At 68.5% G+C, this 23,922-nt stretch carries 22 protein-coding genes; 9 read left to right on the plus strand and 13 right to left on the minus strand.

Annotated features, from left to right (window positions below):
* Window positions 1-25: 25 nt before the first annotated feature.
* Window positions 26-1,381, minus strand: coding sequence for an ABC transporter substrate-binding protein (locus tag HF576_RS03530; RefSeq protein ID WP_168911374.1), 1,356 nt, complete (start codon window positions 1,379-1,381; stop codon window positions 26-28).
* 237 nt (window positions 1,382-1,618) lie between these two features.
* Between HF576_RS03530 and HF576_RS03535 the strand changes: the two genes are divergently transcribed.
* On the plus strand, window positions 1,619-2,662 hold the full coding sequence (locus tag HF576_RS03535; RefSeq protein ID WP_168911375.1) for a LacI family DNA-binding transcriptional regulator: 1,044 nt from the start codon (window positions 1,619-1,621) through the stop codon (window positions 2,660-2,662).
* A 9-nt stretch (window positions 2,663-2,671) separates the two neighbouring features.
* Here the strand turns inward: HF576_RS03535 and HF576_RS03540 are convergent, their stop codons facing one another.
* The 7 genes from HF576_RS03540 to rplJ all read right to left on the minus strand — a co-directional run bounded on the left by HF576_RS03540 (window position 2,672) and on the right by rplJ (window position 10,311).
* Window positions 2,672-3,781 carry a Gfo/Idh/MocA family oxidoreductase gene (locus HF576_RS03540; RefSeq protein ID WP_168911376.1) on the minus strand — a complete coding sequence of 370 codons (1,110 nt, stop codon included), beginning with the start codon at window positions 3,779-3,781 and terminating at the stop codon, window positions 2,672-2,674.
* Window positions 3,778-5,634, minus strand: coding sequence for a DUF6807 family protein (locus tag HF576_RS03545; RefSeq protein WP_168911377.1), 1,857 nt, complete (start codon window positions 5,632-5,634; stop codon window positions 3,778-3,780). The genes HF576_RS03540 and HF576_RS03545 overlap by 4 nt, the downstream gene beginning before the upstream one ends.
* Before the next feature lie 160 nt (window positions 5,635-5,794).
* Window positions 5,795-7,132: an ABC transporter substrate-binding protein gene (locus HF576_RS03550; RefSeq protein WP_168911378.1), complete on the minus strand. Its 1,338-nt coding sequence runs from the start codon at window positions 7,130-7,132 to the stop codon at window positions 5,795-5,797.
* Between the two features lie 95 nt (window positions 7,133-7,227).
* A complete protein-coding gene (locus HF576_RS03555; RefSeq protein ID WP_168911379.1) occupies window positions 7,228-8,151 on the minus strand; it encodes a carbohydrate ABC transporter permease in 924 nt (307 codons plus the stop codon).
* On the minus strand, window positions 8,138-9,064 hold the full coding sequence (locus HF576_RS03560) for a carbohydrate ABC transporter permease (protein WP_168911380.1): 927 nt from the start codon (window positions 9,062-9,064) through the stop codon (window positions 8,138-8,140). The genes HF576_RS03555 and HF576_RS03560 overlap by 14 nt, the downstream gene beginning before the upstream one ends.
* 296 nt (window positions 9,065-9,360) lie before the next feature.
* Complete coding sequence (gene rplL / locus HF576_RS03565; protein WP_168911381.1) at window positions 9,361-9,750, minus strand: 50S ribosomal protein L7/L12; 390 nt, start codon at window positions 9,748-9,750, stop codon at window positions 9,361-9,363.
* A gap of 45 nt (window positions 9,751-9,795) precedes the next feature.
* Window positions 9,796-10,311 carry a 50S ribosomal protein L10 gene (gene rplJ, locus HF576_RS03570; protein WP_168911382.1) on the minus strand — a complete coding sequence of 172 codons (516 nt, stop codon included), beginning with the start codon at window positions 10,309-10,311 and terminating at the stop codon, window positions 9,796-9,798.
* Window positions 10,312-10,675: 364 nt separating this feature from the next.
* Between rplJ and fdhA the strand changes: the two genes are divergently transcribed.
* Both fdhA and HF576_RS03580 read left to right on the plus strand, forming a co-directional pair.
* Window positions 10,676-11,896, plus strand: coding sequence for a formaldehyde dehydrogenase, glutathione-independent (fdhA, locus tag HF576_RS03575; protein ID WP_168911383.1), 1,221 nt, complete (start codon window positions 10,676-10,678; stop codon window positions 11,894-11,896).
* A 53-nt stretch (window positions 11,897-11,949) separates the two neighbouring features.
* Window positions 11,950-12,348: a GlcG/HbpS family heme-binding protein gene (locus HF576_RS03580; RefSeq protein WP_168911384.1), complete on the plus strand. Its 399-nt coding sequence runs from the start codon at window positions 11,950-11,952 to the stop codon at window positions 12,346-12,348.
* A 6-nt stretch (window positions 12,349-12,354) separates the two neighbouring features.
* Here HF576_RS03580 and HF576_RS03585 read toward each other — a convergent pair whose 3' ends face one another.
* A complete protein-coding gene (locus HF576_RS03585; protein WP_168911385.1) occupies window positions 12,355-12,663 on the minus strand; it encodes a 4a-hydroxytetrahydrobiopterin dehydratase in 309 nt (102 codons plus the stop codon).
* 100 nt (window positions 12,664-12,763) lie between these two features.
* On the opposite strand from HF576_RS03585, the gene HF576_RS03590 reads away from it, so the two are divergent.
* The gene (locus HF576_RS03590) at window positions 12,764-13,426 is read left to right on the plus strand and encodes a YqaJ viral recombinase family protein (RefSeq protein WP_168911386.1); all 663 of its coding nucleotides are present in this window, start codon (window positions 12,764-12,766) and stop codon (window positions 13,424-13,426) included.
* Between the two features lie 47 nt (window positions 13,427-13,473).
* Here HF576_RS03590 and HF576_RS03595 read toward each other — a convergent pair whose 3' ends face one another.
* The gene (locus HF576_RS03595; RefSeq protein ID WP_168911387.1) at window positions 13,474-13,977 is read right to left on the minus strand and encodes a 2'-5' RNA ligase family protein; all 504 of its coding nucleotides are present in this window, start codon (window positions 13,975-13,977) and stop codon (window positions 13,474-13,476) included.
* Window positions 13,978-14,109: 132 nt separating this feature from the next.
* Between HF576_RS03595 and HF576_RS03600 the strand changes: the two genes are divergently transcribed.
* Both HF576_RS03600 and HF576_RS03605 read left to right on the plus strand, forming a co-directional pair.
* Complete coding sequence (locus HF576_RS03600; RefSeq protein ID WP_168911388.1) at window positions 14,110-15,831, plus strand: MDR family MFS transporter; 1,722 nt, start codon at window positions 14,110-14,112, stop codon at window positions 15,829-15,831.
* A gap of 11 nt (window positions 15,832-15,842) precedes the next feature.
* A complete protein-coding gene (locus HF576_RS03605; RefSeq protein WP_168911389.1) occupies window positions 15,843-16,307 on the plus strand; it encodes a MarR family winged helix-turn-helix transcriptional regulator in 465 nt (154 codons plus the stop codon).
* Window positions 16,308-16,382: 75 nt separating this feature from the next.
* Here HF576_RS03605 and HF576_RS03610 read toward each other — a convergent pair whose 3' ends face one another.
* From HF576_RS03610 to HF576_RS03620, 3 genes are all read right to left on the minus strand, one after another.
* Window positions 16,383-17,387 (minus strand): sugar phosphate isomerase/epimerase family protein, encoded by a 1,005-nt coding sequence (locus HF576_RS03610; protein ID WP_168911390.1) that lies wholly within the window; start codon window positions 17,385-17,387, stop codon window positions 16,383-16,385.
* A 33-nt stretch (window positions 17,388-17,420) separates the two neighbouring features.
* On the minus strand, window positions 17,421-18,590 hold the full coding sequence (locus HF576_RS03615) for a Gfo/Idh/MocA family protein (RefSeq protein WP_240948627.1): 1,170 nt from the start codon (window positions 18,588-18,590) through the stop codon (window positions 17,421-17,423).
* A gap of 74 nt (window positions 18,591-18,664) precedes the next feature.
* Window positions 18,665-19,711, minus strand: a complete 1,047-nt coding sequence (locus HF576_RS03620) for a substrate-binding domain-containing protein (protein WP_168911391.1) — start codon at window positions 19,709-19,711, stop codon at window positions 18,665-18,667.
* Window positions 19,712-20,029: 318 nt separating this feature from the next.
* On the opposite strand from HF576_RS03620, the gene HF576_RS03625 reads away from it, so the two are divergent.
* The 3 genes from HF576_RS03625 (at window position 20,030) to HF576_RS03635 (ending at window position 23,869) form a co-directional block, all read left to right on the plus strand.
* Complete coding sequence (locus tag HF576_RS03625; protein WP_168911392.1) at window positions 20,030-21,505, plus strand: ATP-binding cassette domain-containing protein; 1,476 nt, start codon at window positions 20,030-20,032, stop codon at window positions 21,503-21,505.
* Window positions 21,502-22,569 carry an ABC transporter permease subunit gene (locus HF576_RS03630; RefSeq protein ID WP_168911393.1) on the plus strand — a complete coding sequence of 356 codons (1,068 nt, stop codon included), beginning with the start codon at window positions 21,502-21,504 and terminating at the stop codon, window positions 22,567-22,569. The genes HF576_RS03625 and HF576_RS03630 overlap by 4 nt, the downstream gene beginning before the upstream one ends.
* 124 nt (window positions 22,570-22,693) lie before the next feature.
* The gene (locus tag HF576_RS03635) at window positions 22,694-23,869 is read left to right on the plus strand and encodes an ROK family transcriptional regulator (protein WP_168911394.1); all 1,176 of its coding nucleotides are present in this window, start codon (window positions 22,694-22,696) and stop codon (window positions 23,867-23,869) included.
* Window positions 23,870-23,922 lie beyond the last annotated feature (53 nt).

Here is a 23,922-nt window from a genome sequence, read left to right on the forward strand (position 1 = left end):
CCGCCTCGGACATCTCACCGGCGAGCTAGCTGGCGGGCCAGCTCGCCTCGATCTCGTTGACCACCGACTGGGTGTCTGCGCCACCCACCCATTCGACGATGCCCTGCCAGAACGACGCGGCGCCGACGGCACCGGGCATCAGGTCGGATCCGTCGAACCGGAACGTCGTCTCGGGATCCTGCAGGATCTCGATCGACTGCACGAGCAGTTCACTCGACGCGTTCTCGGGGTCGACGCCCGTGTTGGCGCTGATCACGCCGCCGAGGCTGACGCGGTTGTTCGCCCACGTGTCGCTCGACAGGTAGGCGCGCACCGCCTCCACCTCTTCGGCGTCGCGGAACGCGACCGGGAACTCGCCACCGCCGGTGACGGACAGCGGGTCCTCGGCGTTCGCCGGAGGCAGGAGGAAGCCGAAGATGTCGCCGTCCGACGCCACCTGGACCTCGTCGCCGCCCTCCGGGTTCCAGAACGTCTCGTAGAACGACGCCTGGTGGTGCAGCGAGCACTCGCCGTCGAGGATCGGCAAGCCAGCCGTCTGGAAGGCCTCGCTGATCTGCGTCGACACGTCGCCGATGCCGCCGTTCACCATGTCGTCGTTCTTGAGGTACTCCCCGACGGCGTCGAACGCCTCGACGACCTGCGGGTCGTTGAACGGGATCCCGTGGGTCACCCACTGGTCGTACACGTCGGCGCCGTGCAGGCGCAGCATGTAGTCCTCGATCCAGTCGGTGCCGGGCCAGCCGGTGGCCTCACCGGACTCCAGGCCCACGCACCACGGCTTGTGGTCGCCGGCGTCAGCGATCTCCTGCGACAGCGCCGACAGGTCGTCCAGCGTCGCGGGGATCTCCCAGCCGTTCTCCTCGAACTCCGTCGGCGAGTACCAGATGTACCCCTTGATGCTCGCCATCAGCGGCGCCGCGTAGAACGTGCCGTCGTACGTGCCGTAGGTCTTCCAGTCCTCGGACCAGAACTCGTCCACGTTGGCCTCGACCGCTTCGGACGCCGGGATCAGCCAGCCACCCTGGGCGAGACGCGCCAGCAGACCGGGCTGCGGCACGATGCCGATGTCGGGCGCGTTGCCGCCCTCGGCGAGCACCGCGATCTGAGCTTCGAACTCGCTCGAGCCCTGGTAGTCGATCTCGATGCCCGTGCACTCGGCGAAGTCGCTCCACGACTCCACCAGGCGGTCAGCCTCGAGGTCGAGGATCGTGCCGCCGATCGTGACCGCGGCATCCTCGAAGGTGCCGTACTCCTCGTAATCGGAGCAGTCGGCCTCGCCGCCGCCCTCTTCCATGTCGCCCGTGCAGCCGGCGAGTGCGAGCGTCGCGATGCCCACGCCCGCCACCGCCGCAAGCACGCGACCGCGTCTGTGAATCCTCATGCGTCCTCCTCGTCGAGATCGCGGAGCGTCCTTGCCGGCCTCCGCGCGTTCCTTCGGGAACCGATTCCATGCTCACGCTAGGGGATGTGCGGGAACGGCACAATCTCTCAGGATCACAACTCGGTAAACAGCGGGATCAGGGTGGCGCGCTACCAGGGCACGCGGCACAATGGTCGCTGGAACCGGTTCCATTCACCCGCGTGACGGCGGCGTCCGCGGGACCGCGAGGAGGACCCGATGGCGGGGATCGCCGACGTGGCGCGTCTGGCAGGCGTGTCGAAGTCGACGGCGTCCCGCGCACTGACCGGAGCGGGGTACGTCTCGCAGGCGACCCGGTCCCGGGTGCAGGATGCCGCGGCCGCCCTCGGCTACGTCCCCACCACCAGCGCGGTGAGCCTCGTGACCGGTCGTACCCAGACCGTCGGCGTCGTCATGCCTTCGCTCGACCGCTGGTTCTTCGCTCAGGTACTCGAGGGCATCCAGGATGCGCTGCTGGAGCGCCAGTACGACCTCGCCCTCTACGGCGCTCCGCCGGAATCGGTCGCGCGACGCCAGATGTTCGAGCACTTCCTCGCGCGCAAGAGGTTCGACGGCCTCATCGCGGTGGGCATCGAACCGAACGCCCGGGAGCTGGAACGACTGGTGGCCTTCGGCAAGCCCGTCGTGAGCGTCGGCGGCTACGACGCCGGCACCAATGCCATCTCGATCGACGACGAAGCGGCAGGACGTATCGCCACCGACCACCTGATCGGGCTCGGGCACCGGTCCATCACGTTCCTCGGCGGCGACCCGGAGGGGCGGCGGACGAGCTTCGGCGACGCACGCCGCCGCGAGGGGTACCTGGCGGCGATGCGGGATGCCGGGCTCGAGGCATCCGCCCGCCATGTGAGTTCCGAGGTCACCCTGCCCGGCGGGTACGGTGCGGCCGTCGAACTGCTCGGCGACCGCCGGACGCGTCCCACCGGCATCGTCGGCGTGTGCGACGAGGTCGCCGTCGGAGCGATCATCGCCGCGCGCCGGCTCGGAATCCGCGTGCCCGACCGGCTGAGCGTCGTGGGCATCGATGATCACGCCTACGCCGACATGTTCTCGCTGACGACGCTGCAGCAGCGACCGCACCAGCAAGGGCGCGCCGCCGTGCAGCTGCTCATGTGGCAGCTGGATGATCCCGCCGCGCCGACGCACCGCATCTACGAGGCATCGCCCCTGGTGGTGCGCAACTCCACCGCCTCGGTCGACGACGACGCCTCCGCGATCGTCGGCGTGGGCCCGCGCCGCTGACCGGCACGCTCAGAGAGCGCCGAGCTCACGGAACGTCTTGGCCTCCCAGGCCACGCGCTCCGCGGCATCCTCGATCCCGTCGACGATGCGGAAGGTCTCGTCGCCCGCGGTGGCGACCCGCACCAGTGCCGGATCGATGCGAGCCGGCGCCGGAGAGCCGACGATCTCCTCGAGAACGCGGGTGAACGCGCCGGTGCGATGCAGTGGTGCCAGGAGCGGCGCTCCCCCGCGAGCGTGCGCCACGAGATCGGCCAGAAGCCCGGTGCGCGTGAACTCGTACGTGCGGGGCAGCGGCGCACCGTCACGGAACACGTGCAGCGTGTCCGCTGTGTAGTGGTAGACGAGGTGCCCCCGCGTGCCCCGCACCAGCACGTACGGCTCGTGCCGCCGGGGTGCTGTCACTGCGAGCCCGGCGGCCATGCGGTACCCGGCCCGCAGCTCGACCACGAGCGAAGAGGTGTCGTCGGTCTCGATGTCGTTCGCGCGACGCAGATCGGTCTCGACGGTCACGACGTCGGCCGGCGCGTGCGCACCCGCGATCGCGAACGCCGTCGCCACGGCATGCGCCAGAGGATTCGTCACCACGCCGTCGGCGACCAGCCGGCCGTCCCGCACCCGGTGACCCGCCCACGCCGTGCGACGCCAATACTGCTCCGACCTCGACCACAGCCCGACCGCGCCGTAGTGCAGCACGTCGCCGATGGCTCCGGATGCCACGGCCGCCGCCGTCGCGGGCACCCCGGTGCTCCCCAGCGACTGGAAGCCGACCTGCACCGCGCGGGCTGCGGCATCCGCTGCGCTCGTCAGCCTCACATGATCGGCGACCGACGGCACCGGCGGCTTCTCGAGCAGCACGTGCGCACCGCCGGCGAGAGCCCGCAGCGCGAGTTCGGCATGCGTAGGGATCGGCGTGCTCAGGACGACGATGTCGAGACCGGCCTCGTCGATCATGTCCGCGGCGTCGCCGAAGACCCTCGTCGACGTGGGAACGTCGCCGCCGCCCCGGGGGTCGGCGACGGCGACGAGCTCCACATCCGCGGGCAGCGCGAGCGCGGCGTCCACGTGGCTCCGGCCGTGCCCGTGCACACCGGCGACGCCCACGCGCAGACGACCGGTCACAGTCCCGCCTCGGCACGCAGGCCGGGAAGCACCGCCTCGACGGCGGACGCGTCGGCGAGCTCCTCATCCAGGACGAACGCCGTCAGCTCGAGGGCGAGCTCCCCGCCCTCGGGGATCATGCGCGGCGCATCCCACGCCACGGCAGGGCCTGCCCCGAGGTACTCCGCGAAGCGCACGAACCACGGCAGCCGCTCCTCGCCCTGCAGCAGCACGGTCGTCGTGCCCCGGTCCGGGAAGGTGAAGGCCAGCCACGGGGTGGTCGCACCGTGAACGTCGCGTTCGGTGTCGCCCGCCGGGCTGAACACGCGCGCGATCTCCGGCGCGAATCGCCAGAAGATGCCGCCGTAGCCGGCGCCCTCGCGACCGTTCGTGGCCGGCGATCCGAACGTGATCGCGTCGAGCGTGGCCTTGAGCCGGCTGCGCCAGCGCAGCGCCCAGCCGTTCGCGAGCTCGGCCGAGCGCAGTTCGCGCACCTCGACGAGCTGCGTCGTGCCGTGCTCGTCGACCCAGCTCAGGCGCTCGTCGAGCGAATGCCCGTCGATGTGGAGCCTGTCGCGGCGCTGCCGGCCGTGGTTGGGCACCATGATCGACCCTTCGCCGCGCACGTATGTGCGCCCACCCCAGTACGAGGTGCCGTTGACATCGGGGATCGCCAGGCTCACGCCCAGGTGGTGCGGGTGGTCGGTGGGCTCGGTGACCGACAACGGCGTGCCGGCACGCGAGACGACGCGGTCGAGGAACGGGCGCGGCGACAGCACCGAGTCCACGCTGGTGCCCTCCTCGTACTGAGCCACCACAGTGGACCCCAGGCGCAGCACGGGACGGGCCGGGCCCACCCAGCCGCTGGCGTGGGAGGCGGGGCCGGAGCTGCGGCGCGGCACGAGGACGGGACGGTAGAAGAGGGGGTGGTCGGCGCTCTCGCCTTCCAGCGCTTGACGCATGCGATTCCAAGCCTGCCGCCCGATCTCGATCCGCGGGACCGACATGGTCGTCAGCGGTGGGGCGGCGAAACGGGACTGCGGGATGTCGTCGATCCCGACGATGGACAACTGCTCGGGGACTTCGACGCCGACCTCGCGCAATCGCGACAGCAGGCCGAGCGCGACGAGGTCGTTGAAGGCGATCGCCGCAGTGGCCCCCGTCTCGAGCACCGCGTCGGCGGCGTCGTAGCCGGCCTCCATGCTCGAGCCGGCCGAGATGGTGAGGAACTCGAGATCCGGATGCTCGCGGGCGAGCTCGCCGAGCCCTTGGGCACGCTGCTCGTTGGCGTAGCTGAGCGCGGGTCCCGCGACGTAGGCGATCCGGCGGTGGCCGAAGCCGCGCAGGTGGACGCCCAGCTCTTTGACGGCCGAGACGTAGTCGACCGAGAGCTGTGCGGCCGGGCTGTCGTCGACGCGCCTGTTGACCACCACGACGGGCGTGGTCCGCTGGATGAGGTCGCGAAGCTCGGCATCCGGCATCCGGGGCGACACCAGTACGAGCGCATCGCACTTGCTGCGCGCCTCGCTCGCGATCTCGGCTTCCACACCGACCGCCTCGGCGCTGTCGGCGACCAGGACGCGATAGCCGTCGCGTGCCGCGGCGACGGTCAGCCCTTTGAGGACCCCTTGGAAGAGCGGGTTCTCGAGATCGGGCACCAGCAGCGCGATCGTGTGACTGCTTCCGCGCACCAGGCTGCGGGCCGCCTCGCTCGGCGAGTAGTTCAACGCCGCGACCGCGCGATTGACCTTCGCCACGATCGCGGGGTCCACCGTCGCGACGCCGTTGAGGACGCGCGACACCGACGCCTGCGACACTCCGGCGTACTGCGCGACCTGCGCCATCGTGATCGGGCGCGAAGTGACCTCGCTCAACGCGACCTCCTCCTGGTCTCCATCATGGGCGTGCGGGGGCGGCATGCGGCGCATTCGCGTCGCACTGCGCGGGCCGCGCGGGGCCGGATCCCTCATCACTTCGATCCGGCCCCGTGCGGGGTATGAGGGTCGCGCCTCGGGCAGGCGCGACCCGGCCTTGTCAGATCGCGGCGTCGTCCAGCGCGCGCTGCAGCTCCTCGATGAAGCTCGCCGCCGCATCCTCCGGGGTCAGCTCGCCGAACAGCACGCGCTGGGTGTGCTGATCGATGATCGTCTCGATCGCGCCACCGCCCGGGGGCGTCGCCGGCGGCGCGTCGCCGACGCGCGGGGCGATCTTGTCGAGGAAGTCGACGACCTCCTGGTTCACCTCGTCGAGCTTGGGCGTGATGTACTCGCGGATCTTGTCGTTCGCGGGCACACCGCGCTCGGCCAGCAGCAGGTCAGCCGCCTCCTCGCTGTTCGCGAGGAAGTCGAGGAAGAGGGCGACCTCTCCCGGGTGCTCGGTCTTCGCCGAGGCCGACCAGAACATCGACGGCTTGTAGTAGGCCGCTGCGCTCTCGCCCTCGTCGGGGGTCGGGACCATGAGAGGCTCCAGATTCTGGCCGCTCGCGTCGCGCAGCGCCGCGACCTGGTTCGACCACCACGGGCCGAAGGCGGACTGGTTGGTCGCCGTGAACGACTCGGCGAGGCCCGCAGACTCGCGTTCGATGGTGGCCGACGGGTCGGGTGTCCCGCCCGCCTCTGTCACGTCGAGCAGGAGCTGCCACCACTCGGCCAGGGTCTCCTCGCTCGCGGTGACCTCGGGCGAGCCGTCCTCGGCGTACAGGGACTCCCCGTGCTGGCGCAGCCAGTTGTTCAGGCCGCCGTCCTCGAAGCCCCACGACTGCGAGCCGATCACCGCGCCGCCGCTGGCGGCGGTGATCTCCTCCGCCAGCGCGGCGAAGTCCTCCCACGACCAGGTCTCGTCGTCGGGCATCTCGATGCCCAGGCTCTCGAGCAGGTCGGCGTTCGCCATGTAGGTGTAGGTGTTGATGCCGACCGGGATCCCGTACTGCGTGCCGTCCAGCGCGCCGGTGCCCAGAACCGACTCGGGGAAGTCGTCGGTCGGCAGCGAATCGCCGAGCGTGCCGAGATCGAGCAGGACGCCGTTGGCCGCGTAGGTCGACAGCTGCTTCTCGTCCATCTGGATGATGTCGGGGGCGTCGCCGGCGGCCACCGTGGTGGCCAGCTTGTCCCAGTAGCCGGCCCAGTCGGTGTACTGCGGCTCGATGGTGATGTTCTCGTGCTCCGCCTCGAAGGCGGCGATGAGCTCCTCGGTGATCCCGTGGCGGACGTCGTTGCCCCACCATGTGAAGCTGAGCGTCACGGGCTCGTCGGACAGCGTCGGCCCGGTGGCAGGCGTCTCCGTCGCCCCCGCGCATGCCGTCAGCGTCAGCATCGTCGCTGCGCCGACGGAGGTCAGCAGCAACCAGCGCGGTGCGGTTGTGGTGCGTCGCATGTCTTGCATCCTTTCGACCGAAGTCGGTGAGTGGGTGTTGGTGCGTGTGATGAGGGTGGGCCGGGCGGCCCGCGAAGCAGTGCGTGACGCGTGCGTCACTTGATCCCGGTCGTCGCGATCCCCTTGATGAGGAACTTCTGGCCGAACAGGAAGATCAGGAAGATCGGAATGAGCGACACGACGCTCATCGCGAACATCTGGGCATAGTTGGTCGAGCTCTGGGCGTCTTCGAACGACCGCAGCGCCAGCGGGACGGTGTACAGCTCCGGCTTGGTCAGGAAGATCAGCTGCGAGAAGAAGTCGTTCCAGGTCCAGATGAAGGTGAAGATTGCGGTCGTCGCGAGCGCCGGCACCATCAGCGGCAGGATGATCTGCAGGAAGATGCGCGGGTGGCCGGCGCCGTCGATCCGGGCCGCCTCGTCGAGCTCTTTCGGGATGCCGCGGATGAACTGCACCATCAGGAAGATGAAGAACGCGTCCGTCGCCAGCAGCTTCGGCACGATGAGCGGCAGGAACGTGTTCACCCATTCCAGCTGAGAGAAGAGCACGTACTGCGGGACGATGATCACGTGGATGGGGAGCATGATGCTCAGCAGCATCACGGCGAACCAGAACCTCTTGGCGGTGAAGTGCAGCCGCGCGAACGCGTACGCGGCCATCGAGCAGGACACCAGGTTGCCGACGATGCATCCGATCACGATGATCGCCGAGTTCCACATGTAGACGTTGAAGGGATACGCCAGCGCGTTCCAGCCGTCGGTGTAGTTGGAGACCTCGAAGCTGTCGGGGAAGATCGTCGGGTCGCGGAAGATCTCGGCGTTCGGCCGCAGCGAGCTGACCACCATCCAGATCACCGGATAGAGCATCACCAGCGCCAGCGCGATGAGCAGCGTGTGGCGCACGACGCTCGTGACCGGCTTGCGGAACGGGCTGCGGCGGCGCGAGCGCGGCGGGCGGCCGGTCACGATCGCCTCGGTCGCGAGCGGGGCCGTCGTGGCGGTGTCGTCAATCTTGGTCATCGTAGAAAACCCAAAACCTCGAGGTCCAGAACATCAGGACGGTCAGAATGCCGATGATGATCAGCAGCAGCCACGCCATCGCCGAGGCGTAGCCCATGTTGTAGTTGGTGAAGCCCTGCTGGTACAGGTACAGCGTGTAGAAGAGCGTGGAGTCGACCGGGCCGCCGGTGCCGCCCGAGACGATGTAGGCCTGGGTGAACGACTGGAACGTGCCGATGAGCTGGAGCACCGCGTTGAAGAAGATGATCGGGGTGAGCAGCGGCACCGTGATCCGGAACAGCTGCTGCCGGCGGCTCGCCCCGTCGACGTCGGCTGCCTCGTAGTACATCGTCGGGATCTGACGGAGGCCCGCCAGGAAGATCACCATCGGCGAGCCGAATGTCCAGACGTTGAGGATCATGAGCGTGCCCAGCGCCGTGTCGGGACTCGAGATCCACCCCTGACCCTCGATGCCGAAGAACGCCAGCACCTGATTGACCAGTCCGTCGACCCCGAAGATCTGGCGCCACAGGATGGCGATGGCGACGCTCGCACCGAGGAGCGACGGCAGATAGAACGCCGATCGGTAGAAGGCCAGACCGCGCAGCCCGCGGTCCAGCACGATCGCGAGGAACAGCGCGACGGCGAGCTGGAGAGGAAGCGACACGAAGACATAGGTGAAGGTCACCTGCAGGGCGTTGTGGAGACGCTCGTCCTCCCACATCCGGGCGAAGTTGTCGAACCCGATCCACTTCGGCGGGCTCAGCAGGTTGTACCGCGTGAACGAGAGTCCGAACGAGGCGACCATCGGCCCGATCGTGATCAGGACCAGGCCGACGAACCACGGAGCCAGGAAGAGATAGGCCGCCTTGTTCTGCTTCTTGCCGTCGGACTTGGCCGACTTCAGCTTTCCGAGTTCGCTGATCGCGCTCATGCGGCGGCCCCGCGATCGCGGCGCGGCAGCCACGTTTTCGGGCGGTGCGACATCGTCACCGTGTCCTCCGGTCATCGTCGTCGATGGGTGAGAATGCGCATTCTGGAATGCGCTTTCTCAGTATGACCACACCGGATGCTGGAGCGCAAGCATGACCGGAAAATCAGGCCTATGCCGTGATCAAACCGTGAGAAAGGGATTTCGCAACATGTCCGATCTCATCTCTGGGATCGTACCCGGGCATGACGAAGGCCCCGGATGCGCAGCATCCGGGGCCTTCGTGGAAATGGGCGAGATTACTTGAGGGTAACCGTCGCGCCGGCCTCTTCGAGAGCGGCCTTCGCCTTGTCGGCGGTCTCCTTGTTGGCGCCCTCGAGGACGGCCTTGGGAGCACCGTCGACGACGGCCTTCGCCTCACCGAGGCCGAGCGAGGTGAGCTCGCGGACGACCTTGATGACCTGGATCTTCTTGTCGCCGGCAGCCTCGAGGACGACGTCGAACGAGTCCTTCTCCTCGACCTCTTCGGCGGGCGCGCCACCGGCCGGTGCGCCGGCGGCGGCAACGGCGACGGGAGCGGCAGCGGTGACCTCGAAGGTCTCCTCGAACGCCTTGACGAACTCCGACAGCTCGATGAGCGTGAGCTCCTTGAACGCGTCGAGCAGCTCTGCGGTGCTGAGCTTAGCCATGATGTTTCTCCTTGATTTGGGGATTTGCTATGCCGTGGCCCGTTGTCAGGCCGCGGACTCCTGCTTCTCACGCAGCGCGTCGACCGTACGGACGGCCTTCGACAGCGGAGCGTTGAACAGATAGGCGGCGCCGAACAGCGAGGCCTTCATCGCGCCGGCGAGCTTCGCCAGCAGGACTTCACGGCTTTCGAGGTCGGCGAGCTTGGTGACCTCATCCGCGGTCAGGGGGTTACCGTCGAAGTAGCCGCCCTTGATCACGAGAAGAGGGTGTGCCTTGGCGAAGGCGCGCAGACCCTTCGCGACGGCGACAGGGTCGCCGTGCACGAACGCGATGGCCGACGGACCCTTGAGGTCGTCGTCCAGCGACGTGATCCCCGCGTTGTTCGCGGCGATCTTGGTCAGCGTGTTCTTCACCACGGCGTACTCCGCGTCCTGACGAATGCTGTTGCGCAGCTCCTTGAGCTGGGCAACCGTCAGACCGCGGTACTCGGTCAGCAGAACGGCGGTCGAGTCCTCGAAATTCTTCGTGAGCTCGGCGACCGATGCTTCCTTCTGCGCCATGGCCACTCCTTGTGTGTACGAGACGCTCCACGATGGCGGGGCGTCGGCCTCGGCATCCGGTCATCGATCGGTTCACGGCAAAGAAAAAGCTCCGGCGCAAGCGCACGGAGCAATGAAGTTCGTACACCTGCGCGGGCCCCTGCGATGCAGAGCTTCGATCTTCGTGCACTTGCGCGCACGTCGATGACCGGCGGTCTTCGGCTTCCACCAGGATACGTGATCCCGCGCCGACGGCCAAATCGCGGCATCCGCTGCTGCACCGCGCCCCGTTGCGCCGCGGCTGTTCTGGGTACAGGCTCGCATCGAGCCACAACCACGACAGAGTCGCACGATGATGTCCGTCGCGCGGCGGAAGGGGACGACGATGTCCGCCAACAGAGCGGTGGCCTACAAGGGCCCGGGCGAGGTCGAGGTCATCGACACGGAGTACCCGACCTTCGAGCTGAAAGACGGGCCCGGAGTGAATCCGGCCAACGTCGGCAGGAAGGTGCCGCATGGCGCGATCCTGCGCACCGTGTCGACGAACATCTGCGGCTCGGACCAGCACATGGTCCGCGGCCGCACGACGGCGCCCGCGGGGCTGGTGCTCGGTCACGAGATCACCGGCGAGGTCGTCGAGGTCGGTCCGGATGTGGAGTTCGTCAAGGTCGGCGACATCGTGTCGGTGCCGTTCAACATCGCGTGCGGACGGTGCCGCAACTGCAAGGAGGGCAAGACCGGGATCTGCCTCAACGTCAATCCCGACCGGCCCGGCAGCGCGTACGGGTACGTCGACATGGGCGGCTGGGTGGGCGGCCAGGCCGAATACGTGCTCGTGCCTTACGCCGACTGGAACCTGCTGGTGTTCCCCGACCGCGACCAGGCGCTGGAGAAGATCCTCGACCTGACGATGCTCTCCGACATCTTCCCCACCGGCTTCCACGGCGCCTACAGCGCAGGCGTGGGTCCCGGCTCGACGGTGTACATCGCCGGCGCCGGACCGGTGGGGCTGGCTGCGGCCGTCGGAGCGCAGCTCCTCGGTGCCGCCGTGGTGATCGTGGGCGACCTCAACGAGGACCGGCTCGCCCGGGCGCGGTCGTTCGGCTGCGAGACCGTGAACGTCTCGCAGGGCGACCCGAAGGACCAGATCGAGCAGATCCTCGGCGTTCCCGAGGTCGATGCCGGCGTGGACGCGGTCGGCTTCGAAGCCCGAGGCCACGGCGCCGACGCGAGCCACGAGGCCCCAGCGACCGTGCTGAACTCCCTCATGGACCTCACCGCGGCCGGCGGTGCGCTCGGCATCCCTGGTCTGTACGTCACCGGCGACCCCGGCGGCATCGATGAGGCCGCCAAGGTCGGATCGCTCTCGCTGCGCCTCGGACTCGGGTGGGCGAAGTCGCTCTCGTTCACCACCGGCCAATGCCCCGTCATGCGCTACAACCGGCAGCTGATGATGGCGATCCTGCACGACAAGGTCGCGATCGCCGACGCCGTCGGCGCCACCTCTCTCCCGCTCGAGGATGCCCCGCGGGGTTACGCCGACTTCGACCAGGGTGCGGCGAAGAAGTACGTGCTCAACCCCAACGGCTACATCCAGACCACCTGACAGGCACCGGATGCCTCGGCCCGAGGCATCCGTCCCACGAAAGGAACACCCACATGTCCGTCACCCTCGAAGACGCCCGCCGCGTCATCGCCGCCGCCGAGAAGCGCGCGGACGAGATCGGCCAGCCCATGAACATCGCCGTCGTGGACGCCGGCGGCAACCTCGTCGCACACGTCCGTCAGGACGGCGCCTGGATCGGGAGCGTCAACATCTCCATCAACAAGGCGTGGACATCGAAGGCCTTCGACATCCAGACCAAGGACCTCGGCGACAACGCCCAGCCGAACCAGCAGTTCTACGGCATCCACGCCACCAACGGCGGCAAGGTCGCGATCTTCGCCGGCGGCGTGCCACTCTCCCGCGACGGCGTCGTCATCGGCGCCGTCGGCGTCAGCGGCGGCTCCGGCGAACAGGACCAGACCGTCGCGGAGGCCGGCGCCGCCGCCTTCTGAGTCGGATCAGGTAGCCCGCTCGACGGGGATGTCGAGCTCCCGCGCGGCGTCCGAGATGCGCGCCGCGAGCTCGGCGTCCTTCGCGGTCAGTCCGCCGGCGGAGTGCGTCATGAGCGTCACACGCACCGATGCGTACCGGATGTCCACGTCGGGGTGGTGATCGGCCTCCTCGGCGAGTTCGGCGATGGCGGCGAACAGCTGCGCCCCGGTCGCGAAGTTCCCGGTACGGAAGTGGGCGACGGCACCGGCTGCGCCGGGAGTCCAGTCCTCGACACCCGGATGCGCACGGAACTCTTCGCTCGTGATGGTGTCCATGATTCGACGATGGCACGACACCGCGCGAAAACAAGGGGGTTACCGCGAGCGCAGGCATGTCGGGCATGCGACGTCGCGGGTCGGGCGTACGCTCGAATCCGTGACACCCGAACTCGCCGCCCGCATCGTCGCGGACTCCCGCGACCGTGTGGCCTGGGTCCGTGCGAGGTCACGGGGCATCACGGCGACGGATGTCGCAGCCCTCACGTCGGAGCGAGCGATCGCACGTGCCGCCGACGCCAAGCTGATGGGCTCGGGGTTCTCGGGCAATGCCTACACCGCCCACGGGCGCGCGCGTGAACCCGAGATCGCCGCATGGGTCGCGGCGACCCACGGCATCCAGCCCTCGTCTGCCCTCTTCCACGCCGTCATCGAGAAGCGGCATCTCGCGACGCCGGACGGCATCGCCGTCGATACGTCGGGGCGTGTGATCCTGGCCGAGATCAAGACGACCAACAAGTCGTGGCGCAGCATCCCCCGCTCCTACCTGCGCCAGGTGTGGTGGCAGCAGCACGTTCTCGGCGCTGAGCGGACGCTCGTCGCGTGGGAGCAGCACAACGGCTTCGTCCCCGTCGGCGACGAGCCGCGGTGCGCGTGGGTCGACCGCGACGAGGCCGAGATCGCCAAACTGGTACGGCTGGCCACGGCGCTGATCGACGAGCTCTACGTGAGAACGACCCGATCACGACGAGCTGAGGAGCGCGCGCCGCAGCCGCCATCGGCACCCCGGCAGCCGTTCCGCGCCCTCGCCCTGGCCGACTGAACCTCGCTGCCCCTCCCCCCTTCGCGGCCCGAGGTTACGGGCCTGCTTCAGCGGAGGGCCGTGACGCGCTTGGCCGCCGAGTCCCACACGCGAAGCCCGTCGAGCGCGCCCTGCAGCGCCGGCATCGCGAGCGCACGAAGGGCTGACGCGACCTGATCCGAGCGGAGCCGTCGGGCCAGAGTGAGGTGCGGCGACCAACGGTCGCGAGCGGTGTTCTCGTACCGCGCTTCGGGGGCGCCGACCGTATGGGCCACGGCTCGGTGGAACTCGAGGAGCTGCTCCGTGGCGACCACAGCGCGGGCCAGGACGAATCTCTCCGCTCGGCCGAACAGCACGACGCCTCCCAATTCCAGTGGGATCGGAAGCAGGGCCGCAAGGGGAACCAGTGATGCAGCGTCGACCACGTCGCGAACGGCCACCGTGACGTGGGGACGATTCGTCGGAGCGGCATGCATCCCGGCGCTCGGCAGACCGGCGTCCAGCAGGCGCCGCCATTCCTCGCGCACGGCAGCATCGATCTGGCCGTCCGGAAGCAGTTCCACACTGAACACGAGTCCATCTTGATGCAACAAATAGTTGACACACATCAACGACTTGTATATAGTTGACTTCTCACAACTGTTGACTCCAGTCAAAGACTTTCGTGCGTTCGTCGCACTCGTACCGCTGTTCGAAGGATTTCCATGGCAACCTCCGCCGCCGACAAGACGGTTCCCTCCTCCGAAGACCAGCGCCGGCACCGTCGTGTGCTGCAGGCGCTCACCGGCCTGCTCCTGGGCATGTTCGTCTCGATGCTCGCATCCACCGTCGTCTCGACCTCCCTGCCGGTCATCGTCCACGACCTCGGTGGCGACCAGGCGGCGTTCACATGGGTGGTCACGGCGACGCTGCTGACCACCGCGATCTCGACGCCGATCTGGGGCAAGCTCGCCGACCTGTTCAATCGCAAGCTGCTCATCCAGATCGCGATCGTGATCTTCGTGCTGGCGACGGCCGCGGCCGGATTCTCGCAGGATCCCGGCACGCTCATCGCCTTCCGTGCCGTGCAGGGCATCGGCGCCGGCGGACTGGCGGCGCTGAGCCAGGTCATCATGGCCGACATCATCAGCCCGCGCGAGCGCGGCCGCTACATGGGCCTGTTCGGCGCGGTGATGGCCGTGGCGACCGTCGGCGGCCCGCTGCTCGGCGGCTTCATCACGGACACCATCGACTGGCGCTGGAACTTCTTCATCGCCCTGCCGTTCGCCGTCGCCGCCCTCATCATGATGCAGCGCACGCTGCACCTGCCCGCCCGCCCCAAGCAGAAGGCGCGCATCGACTACTTCGGCATCGTGCTGCTGTCCACGGCGGTCTCGCTGCTGCTCATCTGGGTCACGAACGCGGGCACGGACTACGACTGGTGGAGCACGCAGACCATTCTCATGGTGGGTGGCGCCCTCCTGGCCGCGGTGGTGTTCGTGATCGTCGAGCTGCGCTCGAAGGAGCCGCTCGTCCCCCTCACGATGTTCCGCAACCGCACCTTCACGCTCGCCGTGATCGCGTCGATCTCGATCGGCATCGCGATGTTCGGCACGTCGGTGTTCCTCAGCCAGTACATGCAGATGGCACGCGGCGCGACCCCGACCGAGGCGGGACTCATGACCATCCCGATGATCGCCGGTCTGCTCATCGCGTCGATCGTGATCGGTGGGCTCGTCACCAAGCACGGGCACTGGAAGCCCTACCTCGTGGTCGGCGGCGTCCTGCTCATCGCCGGTTCGTACCTGCTGTCGACGATCCACTACGACACGAACTTCGTGCTCGTCTCGCTGTACATGTTCCTGCTCGGTGCCGGCGTCGGCATGACGATGCAGAACCTCGTGCTCATCGTGCAGAACACCGCGAAGCCGACCGAGATCGGCGTCGCCAGCTCGGGAGTGACGTTCTTCCGCAGCCTGGGCGGCACGATCGGCGTGTCGGTGATGGGCGCCGCCCTTGCCAGCTCGGCGACCAACCTGGTCGCCGCCCGTACGGACGACATCACCGCGGCCGTCTTGTCGCTGGGAGAGAAGGGCGCATCGGTCGCCGAGCAGCTGCAGTCCGGCGCCATCCCGAACGTCGCGCAACTGCCCGAGGCCGTCCGCGTCATCTTCGAGGACATCTACGCGCAGGCCATTGCGAACTCGTTCCTCATCGCGGTCCCGCTCGCGGTGATCAGCCTCATCGCGATCGTCTTCCTCCCCAACAACCCGCTCACCCGGATGACGACGAGCGAGCGCGTCTCAGCGAGCGAGGCGGACCTCGCGACGGTCTCGACCGCTGAGGGCATGGAGGCGCTGACGGCGACCGGTACCGCACCGGCCTCCCCCGCCGGCGCTGAGACTCCCGAGGTCACGAGGGCCACCGGGACGGGATCCGCCCGCTAATGTCGAGCACGATGACCGCCGAGACGACCCGAGAGGCGCGCACCGAGGCGGTGCGGGCCCTCGAGGCCGAGTTCGGCGAGCTGATCAACCGCTTCCGCCGCATCATCACCGAGAACGCCAACAGGGTCAGCCCGGGCATGCTGCCCGGCGCCTACAAGGTGTTCACGACGATCGTGCGGCGTGAGTCGATCACGCTCTCAGCGCTGGCGGAGAGCCTCATGGCCGACAAGGGGCAGATCAGCCGGACGGTCCGCGAGCTCGAGCAGCTCGGCCTGATCCAGCGCACGCCCGACCCCGACGACGGCCGTTCGAGCCTGCTCTCCCCCACGGCGGAAGGGCTGGAGCGCCTGACGGCCGCGCGCGCACCGCAGGAGAACGCGCTGGTGGATGCCCTCGAGGAGTGGCCGCTCGACGACATCCACAATCTGACGCGGCTGCTGCACGCTCTCACTGCGGGCGAAGCGCCCGCAGTCTGACCCGGGCCGCCGGGCGGACAGCAGAGGTGCCCGCGGCATGATCGCCGCGGGCACCTCTCGTGCTCTGGCCGCGTGCTACTTGTTCGAGAACGCGGCGTCGAACGCCGCGGCCGACGGCTCGTACGTCGACAGCCGGCGCACGAATTCGAGCGCCTCGGGCGCGCCGACGAGGCGATCCATGCCGGCATCCTCCCACTCGACCGACAGCGGACCGTCGTAGCCGATCGCGTTGAGCATGCGGAACGCGTCCTCCCACGGCACATCGCCGTGGCCGGTCGAGATGAAGTCCCAGCCGCGGCGGGGGTCGGCCCACGGCAAGTGCGACGACAGCCGCCCGTTGCGCCCGTTGCCCGTCCGCTTCTTCGTGTCCTTGCAGTGCACGTGGTAGATCCGGTCCTGGAAGTCCCACAGGAATCCGACCGGGTCGAGGTCCTGCCACACCATGTGCGACGGGTCCCAGTTGAGGCCGAACGCCTCGCGGTGGCCGATCGCCTCGAGGGTGCGCTTGGTCGTCCAGTAGTCGTAGGCGATCTCGGACGGGTGGACTTCGTGCGCGAAGCGCACACCCACCTCGTCGAACACATCCAGGATCGGGTGGAACCGGTCGGCGAAGTCCTGGTAGCCGGCCTCGATGAACTCGTCGGACGCGGGCGGGAACATCGCGACGGCCTTCCAGATCGACGACCCGGTGAAGCCGGTCACCGTCTTCACGCCGAGCGCCGCGGCCATCCTCGCGGTGAGCTTGAGCTCCTCGGCTGCACGCTGCCGCACGCCTTCCGGGTCACCGTCGCCCCACACCCGGTCATTCAGGATGTCGCGGTGCCGCTGATCGATCGGGTCGTCGCACACCCCCTGTCCGGCGAGGTGGTTCGAGATCGTGAAGACCTTCAGCCCGTTGCGCTCGAGGATGTCGAGCCGGGACTGCACGTACGCGTCGTCATCCCAGCGCGATACGTCGAGGTGGTCGCCCCACGAGGCGATCTCGAGTCCGTCGTAGCCCCACTCGCCGGCGAGGCGCGCCACCTCCTCGAACGGCAGGTCGGCCCATTGGCCCGTGAACAGAGTGACCGGTCGCGTCATCGCGTTGCACCTTTCATTGAGGGATGCCGGAGCTCAGCCGGCGATGGGGGTCCAGACGCTGCCCGCGGCCGAGCTGCGCTCCACGCTGTCGAGCACGCGCTGCACATGCAGCCCGTCGGCGAACGACGGACGGGGTGCCGAGCCCTCGTCGATGGCGGTGACGAAGTCGCGGACCTGGTGTGAGAACCCGTGCTCGTAGCCGAGCATATGCCCGGTCGGCCACCACGGGGCGAGGTAGGGGTGGTCGTGCTCGGTCACCAGGATGCGGCGGAATCCGAGCTCCAGTCCGGGCTGCGTCGCGTCGTAGAACTCGAGCTCGTTCATGCGCTCGAGGTCGAATGCGATCGCTCCGGTGGAACCGGCGATCTCGATGCGCAGGGCGTTCTTGCGGCCGGTGCGGAACCGCGTCGCCTCGAACGAGGCGAGGGCGCCGGAGTCGAGCCGGCCGGTGAACAGCGCGATGTCGTCGACGGTCACCTCGCCGCGCTCGGCCGACGCGGTGCCCGACAGCCCGACGCCTTCGCCGAGCAGCGGACGCTCCTTCACGAGTGTCTCGATGATGCCCGACACGGAGGTGAGGTGCTGGCCCGTGATGAACTCGGTGAGGTCCACGGCGTGGGCCCCGATGTCGCCGAGCGCGCCGGATCCGGCGTGCTCCTTCTTCAGGCGCCAGGTGAGCGGGGCCTCGGCATCCATCAGCCAGTCCTGCAGGTACTCGGCGCGCACCTGGCGGACCTCGCCGATGCGCCCTGCCGCGACGAGGTCGCGCGCGAAGGTGGCGGCGGGAACGCGCCGGTAGGTGAAGCCGACCATGGAGCGCACTCCGCGCTCGGCGGCAGAGGTCGCCGCCTGGTTCATCGCCTCGGCCTCTGCGACGGTGTTGGCGAGCGGCTTCTCGCACAGGACGTGCTTGCCGGCCTCGAGCGCGGCGATCGCGATCTCGGCGTGCGTGTCGCCGGGAGTGACGATATCGACGACGTCGATGTCGTCCCGGGCCACCACCTCGCGCCAGTCGGTGGCGCTCTCGGTCCAGCCCCACTTGCGGGCGGATGCCTCGACGCCGGCGGCGCTGCGGCCGACGACGACGGCCATCTCGGGCTCGAGCGGGAGGTCGAAGAATCGGGGGGCGACGCGCCACCCCTGGGAATGTGCGGCGCCCATGAAGCCGTGGCCGATCATGGCGACGCGAAGCGTGTCTGTCATCGCGTGTCCTCTCTCTCGGGAGTCAAGGAACGGGGCGCCCGCCGTGCGGCGGACGCCCCGCTCGTCTTCCAGGTTTACTCGAACGAGAGGTCGATGTACTGGTCGACGTTGTCTTTCGTCACGACCGGAGCGTCGAGGACGATCCGGTTCGGGATGCCGGGCGTGATCAGGTCGCCCATGGTCTTGCCCTGCGCGATCAGACGTGCCAGCGCGACGCCGTCAGCGGCCTGGGTCGACGGGTAGATGATCGTCGCCTTGAGCACCGAGTCGTCGGCCTCGATGGCCTCCATGGCGCTGCGGCTTCCGGCGCCGCCGACCATGAAGAACTCGTCGCGTCCGGCGGAGTCGATCGCCGCGAGGACGCCGATGCCCTGGTCGTCGTCGTGGTTCCAGATGGCGTCGATCTGCGGGTTGGCGGCCAGCAGCTGGGAGGCCGCGGACTCACCGCCGGCGACGGTGAAGTCGGCGGCGACGCGCGCCGAGACCTCCAGGCCGCAGTCCTCGAGCGCGTCGGCGAAGCCCTGCGAGCGGTCCTGCGTGAGGGGCAGCGAGTCGATGCCGGCGATCTCGGCGACGACGGCGTCGGAGTTGCCGTCGAGCTGTTCGCAGATGTACGTGCCGGCGCTGACGCCCATGCCGTAGTTGTCGCCGAGCACGGTGGCGCGGGCCGCGAACGGGCTCGAGAACTCACGGTCGACGTTGATGACCGGGATGCCGGCCTCCATGGCGGCGATGGCAGCCTCGGTCAGAGCGGCGCCGTCCGACGGCAGCAGCACGATCGCATCGACGCCTTCGTTCACGAACGTCTCGACGGCAGCGATCTGCGCGATCGGGTCGTTGGTGCCCTCGGCGACGCGCAGCTCGACATCGTCGAAGCTGTCAGCGGCGGCCTGTGCCCCCGAGTTGATCGCGCCGAGCCAGCCGTGGTCGGCCGCGGGGCCCGAGAAGCCGATGACGACCGTGTCGCCCGACTCCGCGTTCTCCTCGGTCGTGGTGCCCTGGTCGACGACGTCGCCTTCTTCGGCGCCTCCGCCCGTACATCCGGCGAGAAGTCCGATGGCGGCGACGACGGCGGTGCCGGTGAGCACCAGTCGCGTGCGCGCCTTCAGGTGTGAGCGCATTGTTTCCTCCTTGAAATGTGATGCAGCTGTGACAACGCGCCGTCCCGGGCAGGGATGCTGTATGCCGGCACTCGAGGTCCACGCTGACGGGACCACCGTAGCAGAAGTGTTGCAGCATCCGTCATCTTTTGTTTTTCCCTCGGCAGAAGTTCTTTTCGGCAATCCCTTCGGCCGGAAGAGCCGTCGGGCAGCTTCCGTTGGCGGTTAATCGCAGCCACGGCGGTCGTGATCGGATGCTCGGCACACGAGGCTCTGGCGTGTTATGTTCGTCGCGTGATCAAAGTTGACCATCCATCGGCATTACTCGACGTCCGAGGTGTGACGAAGTCCTTCGCGGGCGTCCATGCCTTGCGCGGCGTCGACCTGCAGGTGCTTCCCGGCGAGGTCCACTGCGTCCTGGGCCAGAACGGCGCCGGCAAGTCGACGTTGATCAAGACCCTCGCCGGAGTCCATCGCCCCGACAGCGGCGAGATCTCATGGCTCGGAGAGCCGGTCGAGATCCCGACGCCCGAAGCGGCGATCGAACTGGGCATCGCGACGATGTACCAGGAGCTCGACGTCGTAGACGGGCTCACGATCGCCGAGAACATCTTCCTCGGCCATGAGCTCGCACGCGGCGGATTCACCAAGCGATCCGAGGCGGCCAAGCAGACTCGCGAGCTGCTGCGCCGGCTGGGCCACGAAGGCCTGTCCCCGCACGCCGAGGTGGGGTCGCTCAGCGCGGCGAACAAGCAGATCGTGAGCATGGCACGCGCGCTCTCGCACGACATCAAGCTCATCATCATGGACGAGCCGTCGGCGGTGCTCGACGGTGAAGAGGTGAAGAACCTCTTCCATGTGGTCCGCGAGCTGACTTCGGCCGGCATCGCCGTGATCTACATCACCCACCGCCTCGAAGAGATCCGCCAGATCGGCGACCGGATCACGGTGCTCAAGGACGGGCGCTCGATGGCCAGCGGCCTGTCGGTCGCCGACACTCCCACTCCCGATCTGATCCGTCTCATGACCGGGCGGTCCGTCGAGAACGTGTTCCCTCCCGCCGTGCCGGTGCCCGACGACGCCCCCACTGTCCTCGAGGTCGAAGGCCTCTCTGTGGCGGGCGTGTTCGAGGACGTCTCGTTCTCGGTACGCGCGGGTGAGGTCATCGGCCTTGCGGGCCTCGTCGGTTCCGGCCGTTCCGAGATCCTCGAGACCGTGTACGGCGCACGGCGATCCACCAGCGGCTCAGTCAAGGTCGCCGGCAAGCAGCTGCGCCGCGGCTCCGTCGTCCACGCCGTCGCCGCCGGCATCGGGCTCTCCCCCGAGGAACGAAAGAGTCAGGGCCTCGTCCTGGACGAGCCCATCTACGTCAACGTCACGCTGTCGTCGATGTCCCGGTTCGCCAAAGCCGGCTTCCTCAACGAGCGCGCCGAGCGGAAAGTGACCAGCGAGCAGATCGATGCCCTCGAGCTGCGTCCGGCCGATCCGGACCGTCCCGCCATGACGCTCTCGGGCGGCAACCAGCAGAAGATCCTCCTGGCCCGGTGGCTCGTCCACGGCACGCGCGTACTCCTCCTCGATGAGCCCACCCGCGGCGTGGATGTCGGCGCCCGCGCCGAGATCTACGCCCTGATCCGCCGGCTGGCGGCCGCGGGCAACGCCGTGGTCATCGTCTCCAGTGAGATCGAAGAAGTGCTCGGCCTGGCAGACACCGTCCTCGTCGTCTCCGACGGCCGCGTGCTTCGCACCCTTCCCGCGTCCCAGATCGATGAGCACGGTGTGCTCGATCTCGTCATGAAAGGAAACGCCGCGTGAGCGAGCAGACCACCGGGACCGCAGGGGTCCCCACCGCCGGCGAGGCGCCGTCGCCCACCGGCCCGGCGCCCGCCAACGGCTCCGGCAAGTCCGGGTTCCAGCGCTTCATGTCCGGCTCCGTCGGTCGTAACCTCGGCCTCGTCCTCGCACTCCTCGTGCTCGTGGTCGTCGGCGCCGTCACCGCGCCCGACACGTTCACGAGCGTCAGCAACATCCTGACGATCCTCCGCCAGGCCTCGATCATCGGCGTCATCTCCATCGGCATGACCCTGGTCATCATCGCGGGCGGGATCGACCTCTCGGTCGGGTCCGTCATGGGGCTGGCCTCGGTCGTCGCGGCTCTCGCGGCCATCCAGGACCTCGCCGACCAGCTGCACTGGATCGTCATGGTCGTCATCGCGCTCGCGGTCGGCATCGGCGCAGGCCTCATCAACGGCATCGTCATCGCGTACGGCAAGGTGGTGGCGTTCATGGCGACGCTCGCGATGCTGGTGGCGGCGCGCGGCCTGGCCGAGATCCTCGCCAACCGGCGCACGCTGCAGGTCGGCGACCGGGACTTCATCACCTTCATGAATCTCGACATCATCGGCGTCGACATGCTCATCTGGATCTTCGCGATCGTCGCCGCACTCGGCTGGGTCATCCTGAACCGCACCACATTCGGGCGGCGCACGATCGCCATCGGCGGCAACCGCGAGGCCGCACGTCTCGCGGGCATCAACGTCAAGCGCCACACGATGTGGCTGTACGCGATCTCGGGCCTGTGCGCCGGTATCGCCGGCGTCATGATCCTCGGCCGCACCACGGCCGGCAGCTCGACGAACGGCACGCTCTATGAACTCGACGCGATCGCCGCGGTCGTCGTCGGCGGCACGCTGCTGATCGGTGGCCGAGGCACGATCACCGGCACGGTCTTCGGCGTGCTGATCTTCGCGACCCTCACGAACGTCTTCGTTCAGAACAACCTCAGCTCGTCGGTCCAGGCGGTCGTCAAGGGCGTCATCATCGTCGTCGCGGTGCTGTTGCAGCAGCGGTTCGCGAAGCCCACGGGTCGCGCGACATGATCGGATGCTGCGGCCCGGTCGAGCGCGCCTCTGCAAGGTTCGCTCGACCGGGCTGCGGCCCGTTGTCAGCCGTTCCCGCGAACGTCGGCGTCCTGCGCCGCGGCAATACTGAGATGTGACGAATATGGGCAGCGAAACGACGACGAACGCGACCGGCGTCAGCCAGTTGTTCCAGCTCCTGCGAGACGGCGTGCCACGCACTCGCGCGGAACTGGCGAAGTCCACCGGTCTCGCGCGATCGACGATCGCCGCGCGCGTCGACGAGCTCATGCGCATGGGTCTGATCACGCCGGTCGCCGAAGCGGTGTCGACGGGCGGACGCCCGCCTTCTCAGTTCGCGCTGAACCCGGCGGCGAAGGTCGTGATCGCGGCCGACATCGGCGCCTCGCATGCGACGGTCGCCGTCACCGATCTGACCGGCAGCGTGCTCGCGGAGCATTCCGAACCACTCGACGTCGCGCTCGGGCCCGTCCCCGTGCTCTCGTGGCTGGTCGAAGGGGCCACGAGGCTGCTCGAACAGGTCGGACGCGACCACACCCATGTCGCGGCGATCGGGATCGGGGTGCCCGGCCCGGTCGAGCACTCCACGGGACAGCCGGTGAATCCGCCGATCATGCCCGGATGGGACCGGTTCGACATCCCCGGCTGGCTCCACCAGCATCTCGAGGTGCCGGTGCTCGTCGACAACGACGTGAACATCATGGCGCTCGGCGAGCGCTCGGTCGCGTGGCCCGGGGTGGAGCACCTCATGTTCGTCAAGATCGCCACCGGCATCGGCGCCGGCCTCATCTCGGGTTCCGCGCTGCAGCGCGGAGCGCAGGGCGTCGCCGGCGACATCGGCCACGTGCAGGTCGCCCGTGGTGCAGGGGTGCCGTGCCGCTGCGGCAACCGAGGCTGCCTCGAGGCTCTCGCCTCCGGCCCGGCGATCGCCCGGAGCCTGCGCGAGCATGGCGTCGAGGCGCAGACCGGCTCGGACGTCATCGACCTCGTCAAGCGCGGCAACATCGAAGCGATCCAGGCGGTCCGGCAGGCGGGCCGCGACATCGGCGAGGTGCTCACGACATGCGTGAGCCTGGTCAACCCGTCCGTGATCACGATCGGCGGGTCCATGGCCCGCGTCGGCGAACACCTCATCGCCGGCGTGCGCGAGATCGTGTACACCCGATCGACGCCTCTGGCGACCGAGCATCTGGCCATCGTCCAGTCGGTCACGGCCGAGCGCGCCGCCATCCTCGGCGCCAGCATGCTGGCCGTCGAGCACGCCCTCTCGCCCGAGGCGCTGGCGGTCGGCTTCGCCTGACCGCCGCCACGCTTCGCCCAGTGGTAGCAGCGACGTAACACCGGCGAGACATT

The sequence above is a fragment of the Microbacterium salsuginis genome (assembly GCF_012524205.1).
Taxonomy (GTDB): Bacteria; Actinomycetota; Actinomycetes; order Actinomycetales; family Microbacteriaceae; genus Microbacterium; species Microbacterium salsuginis.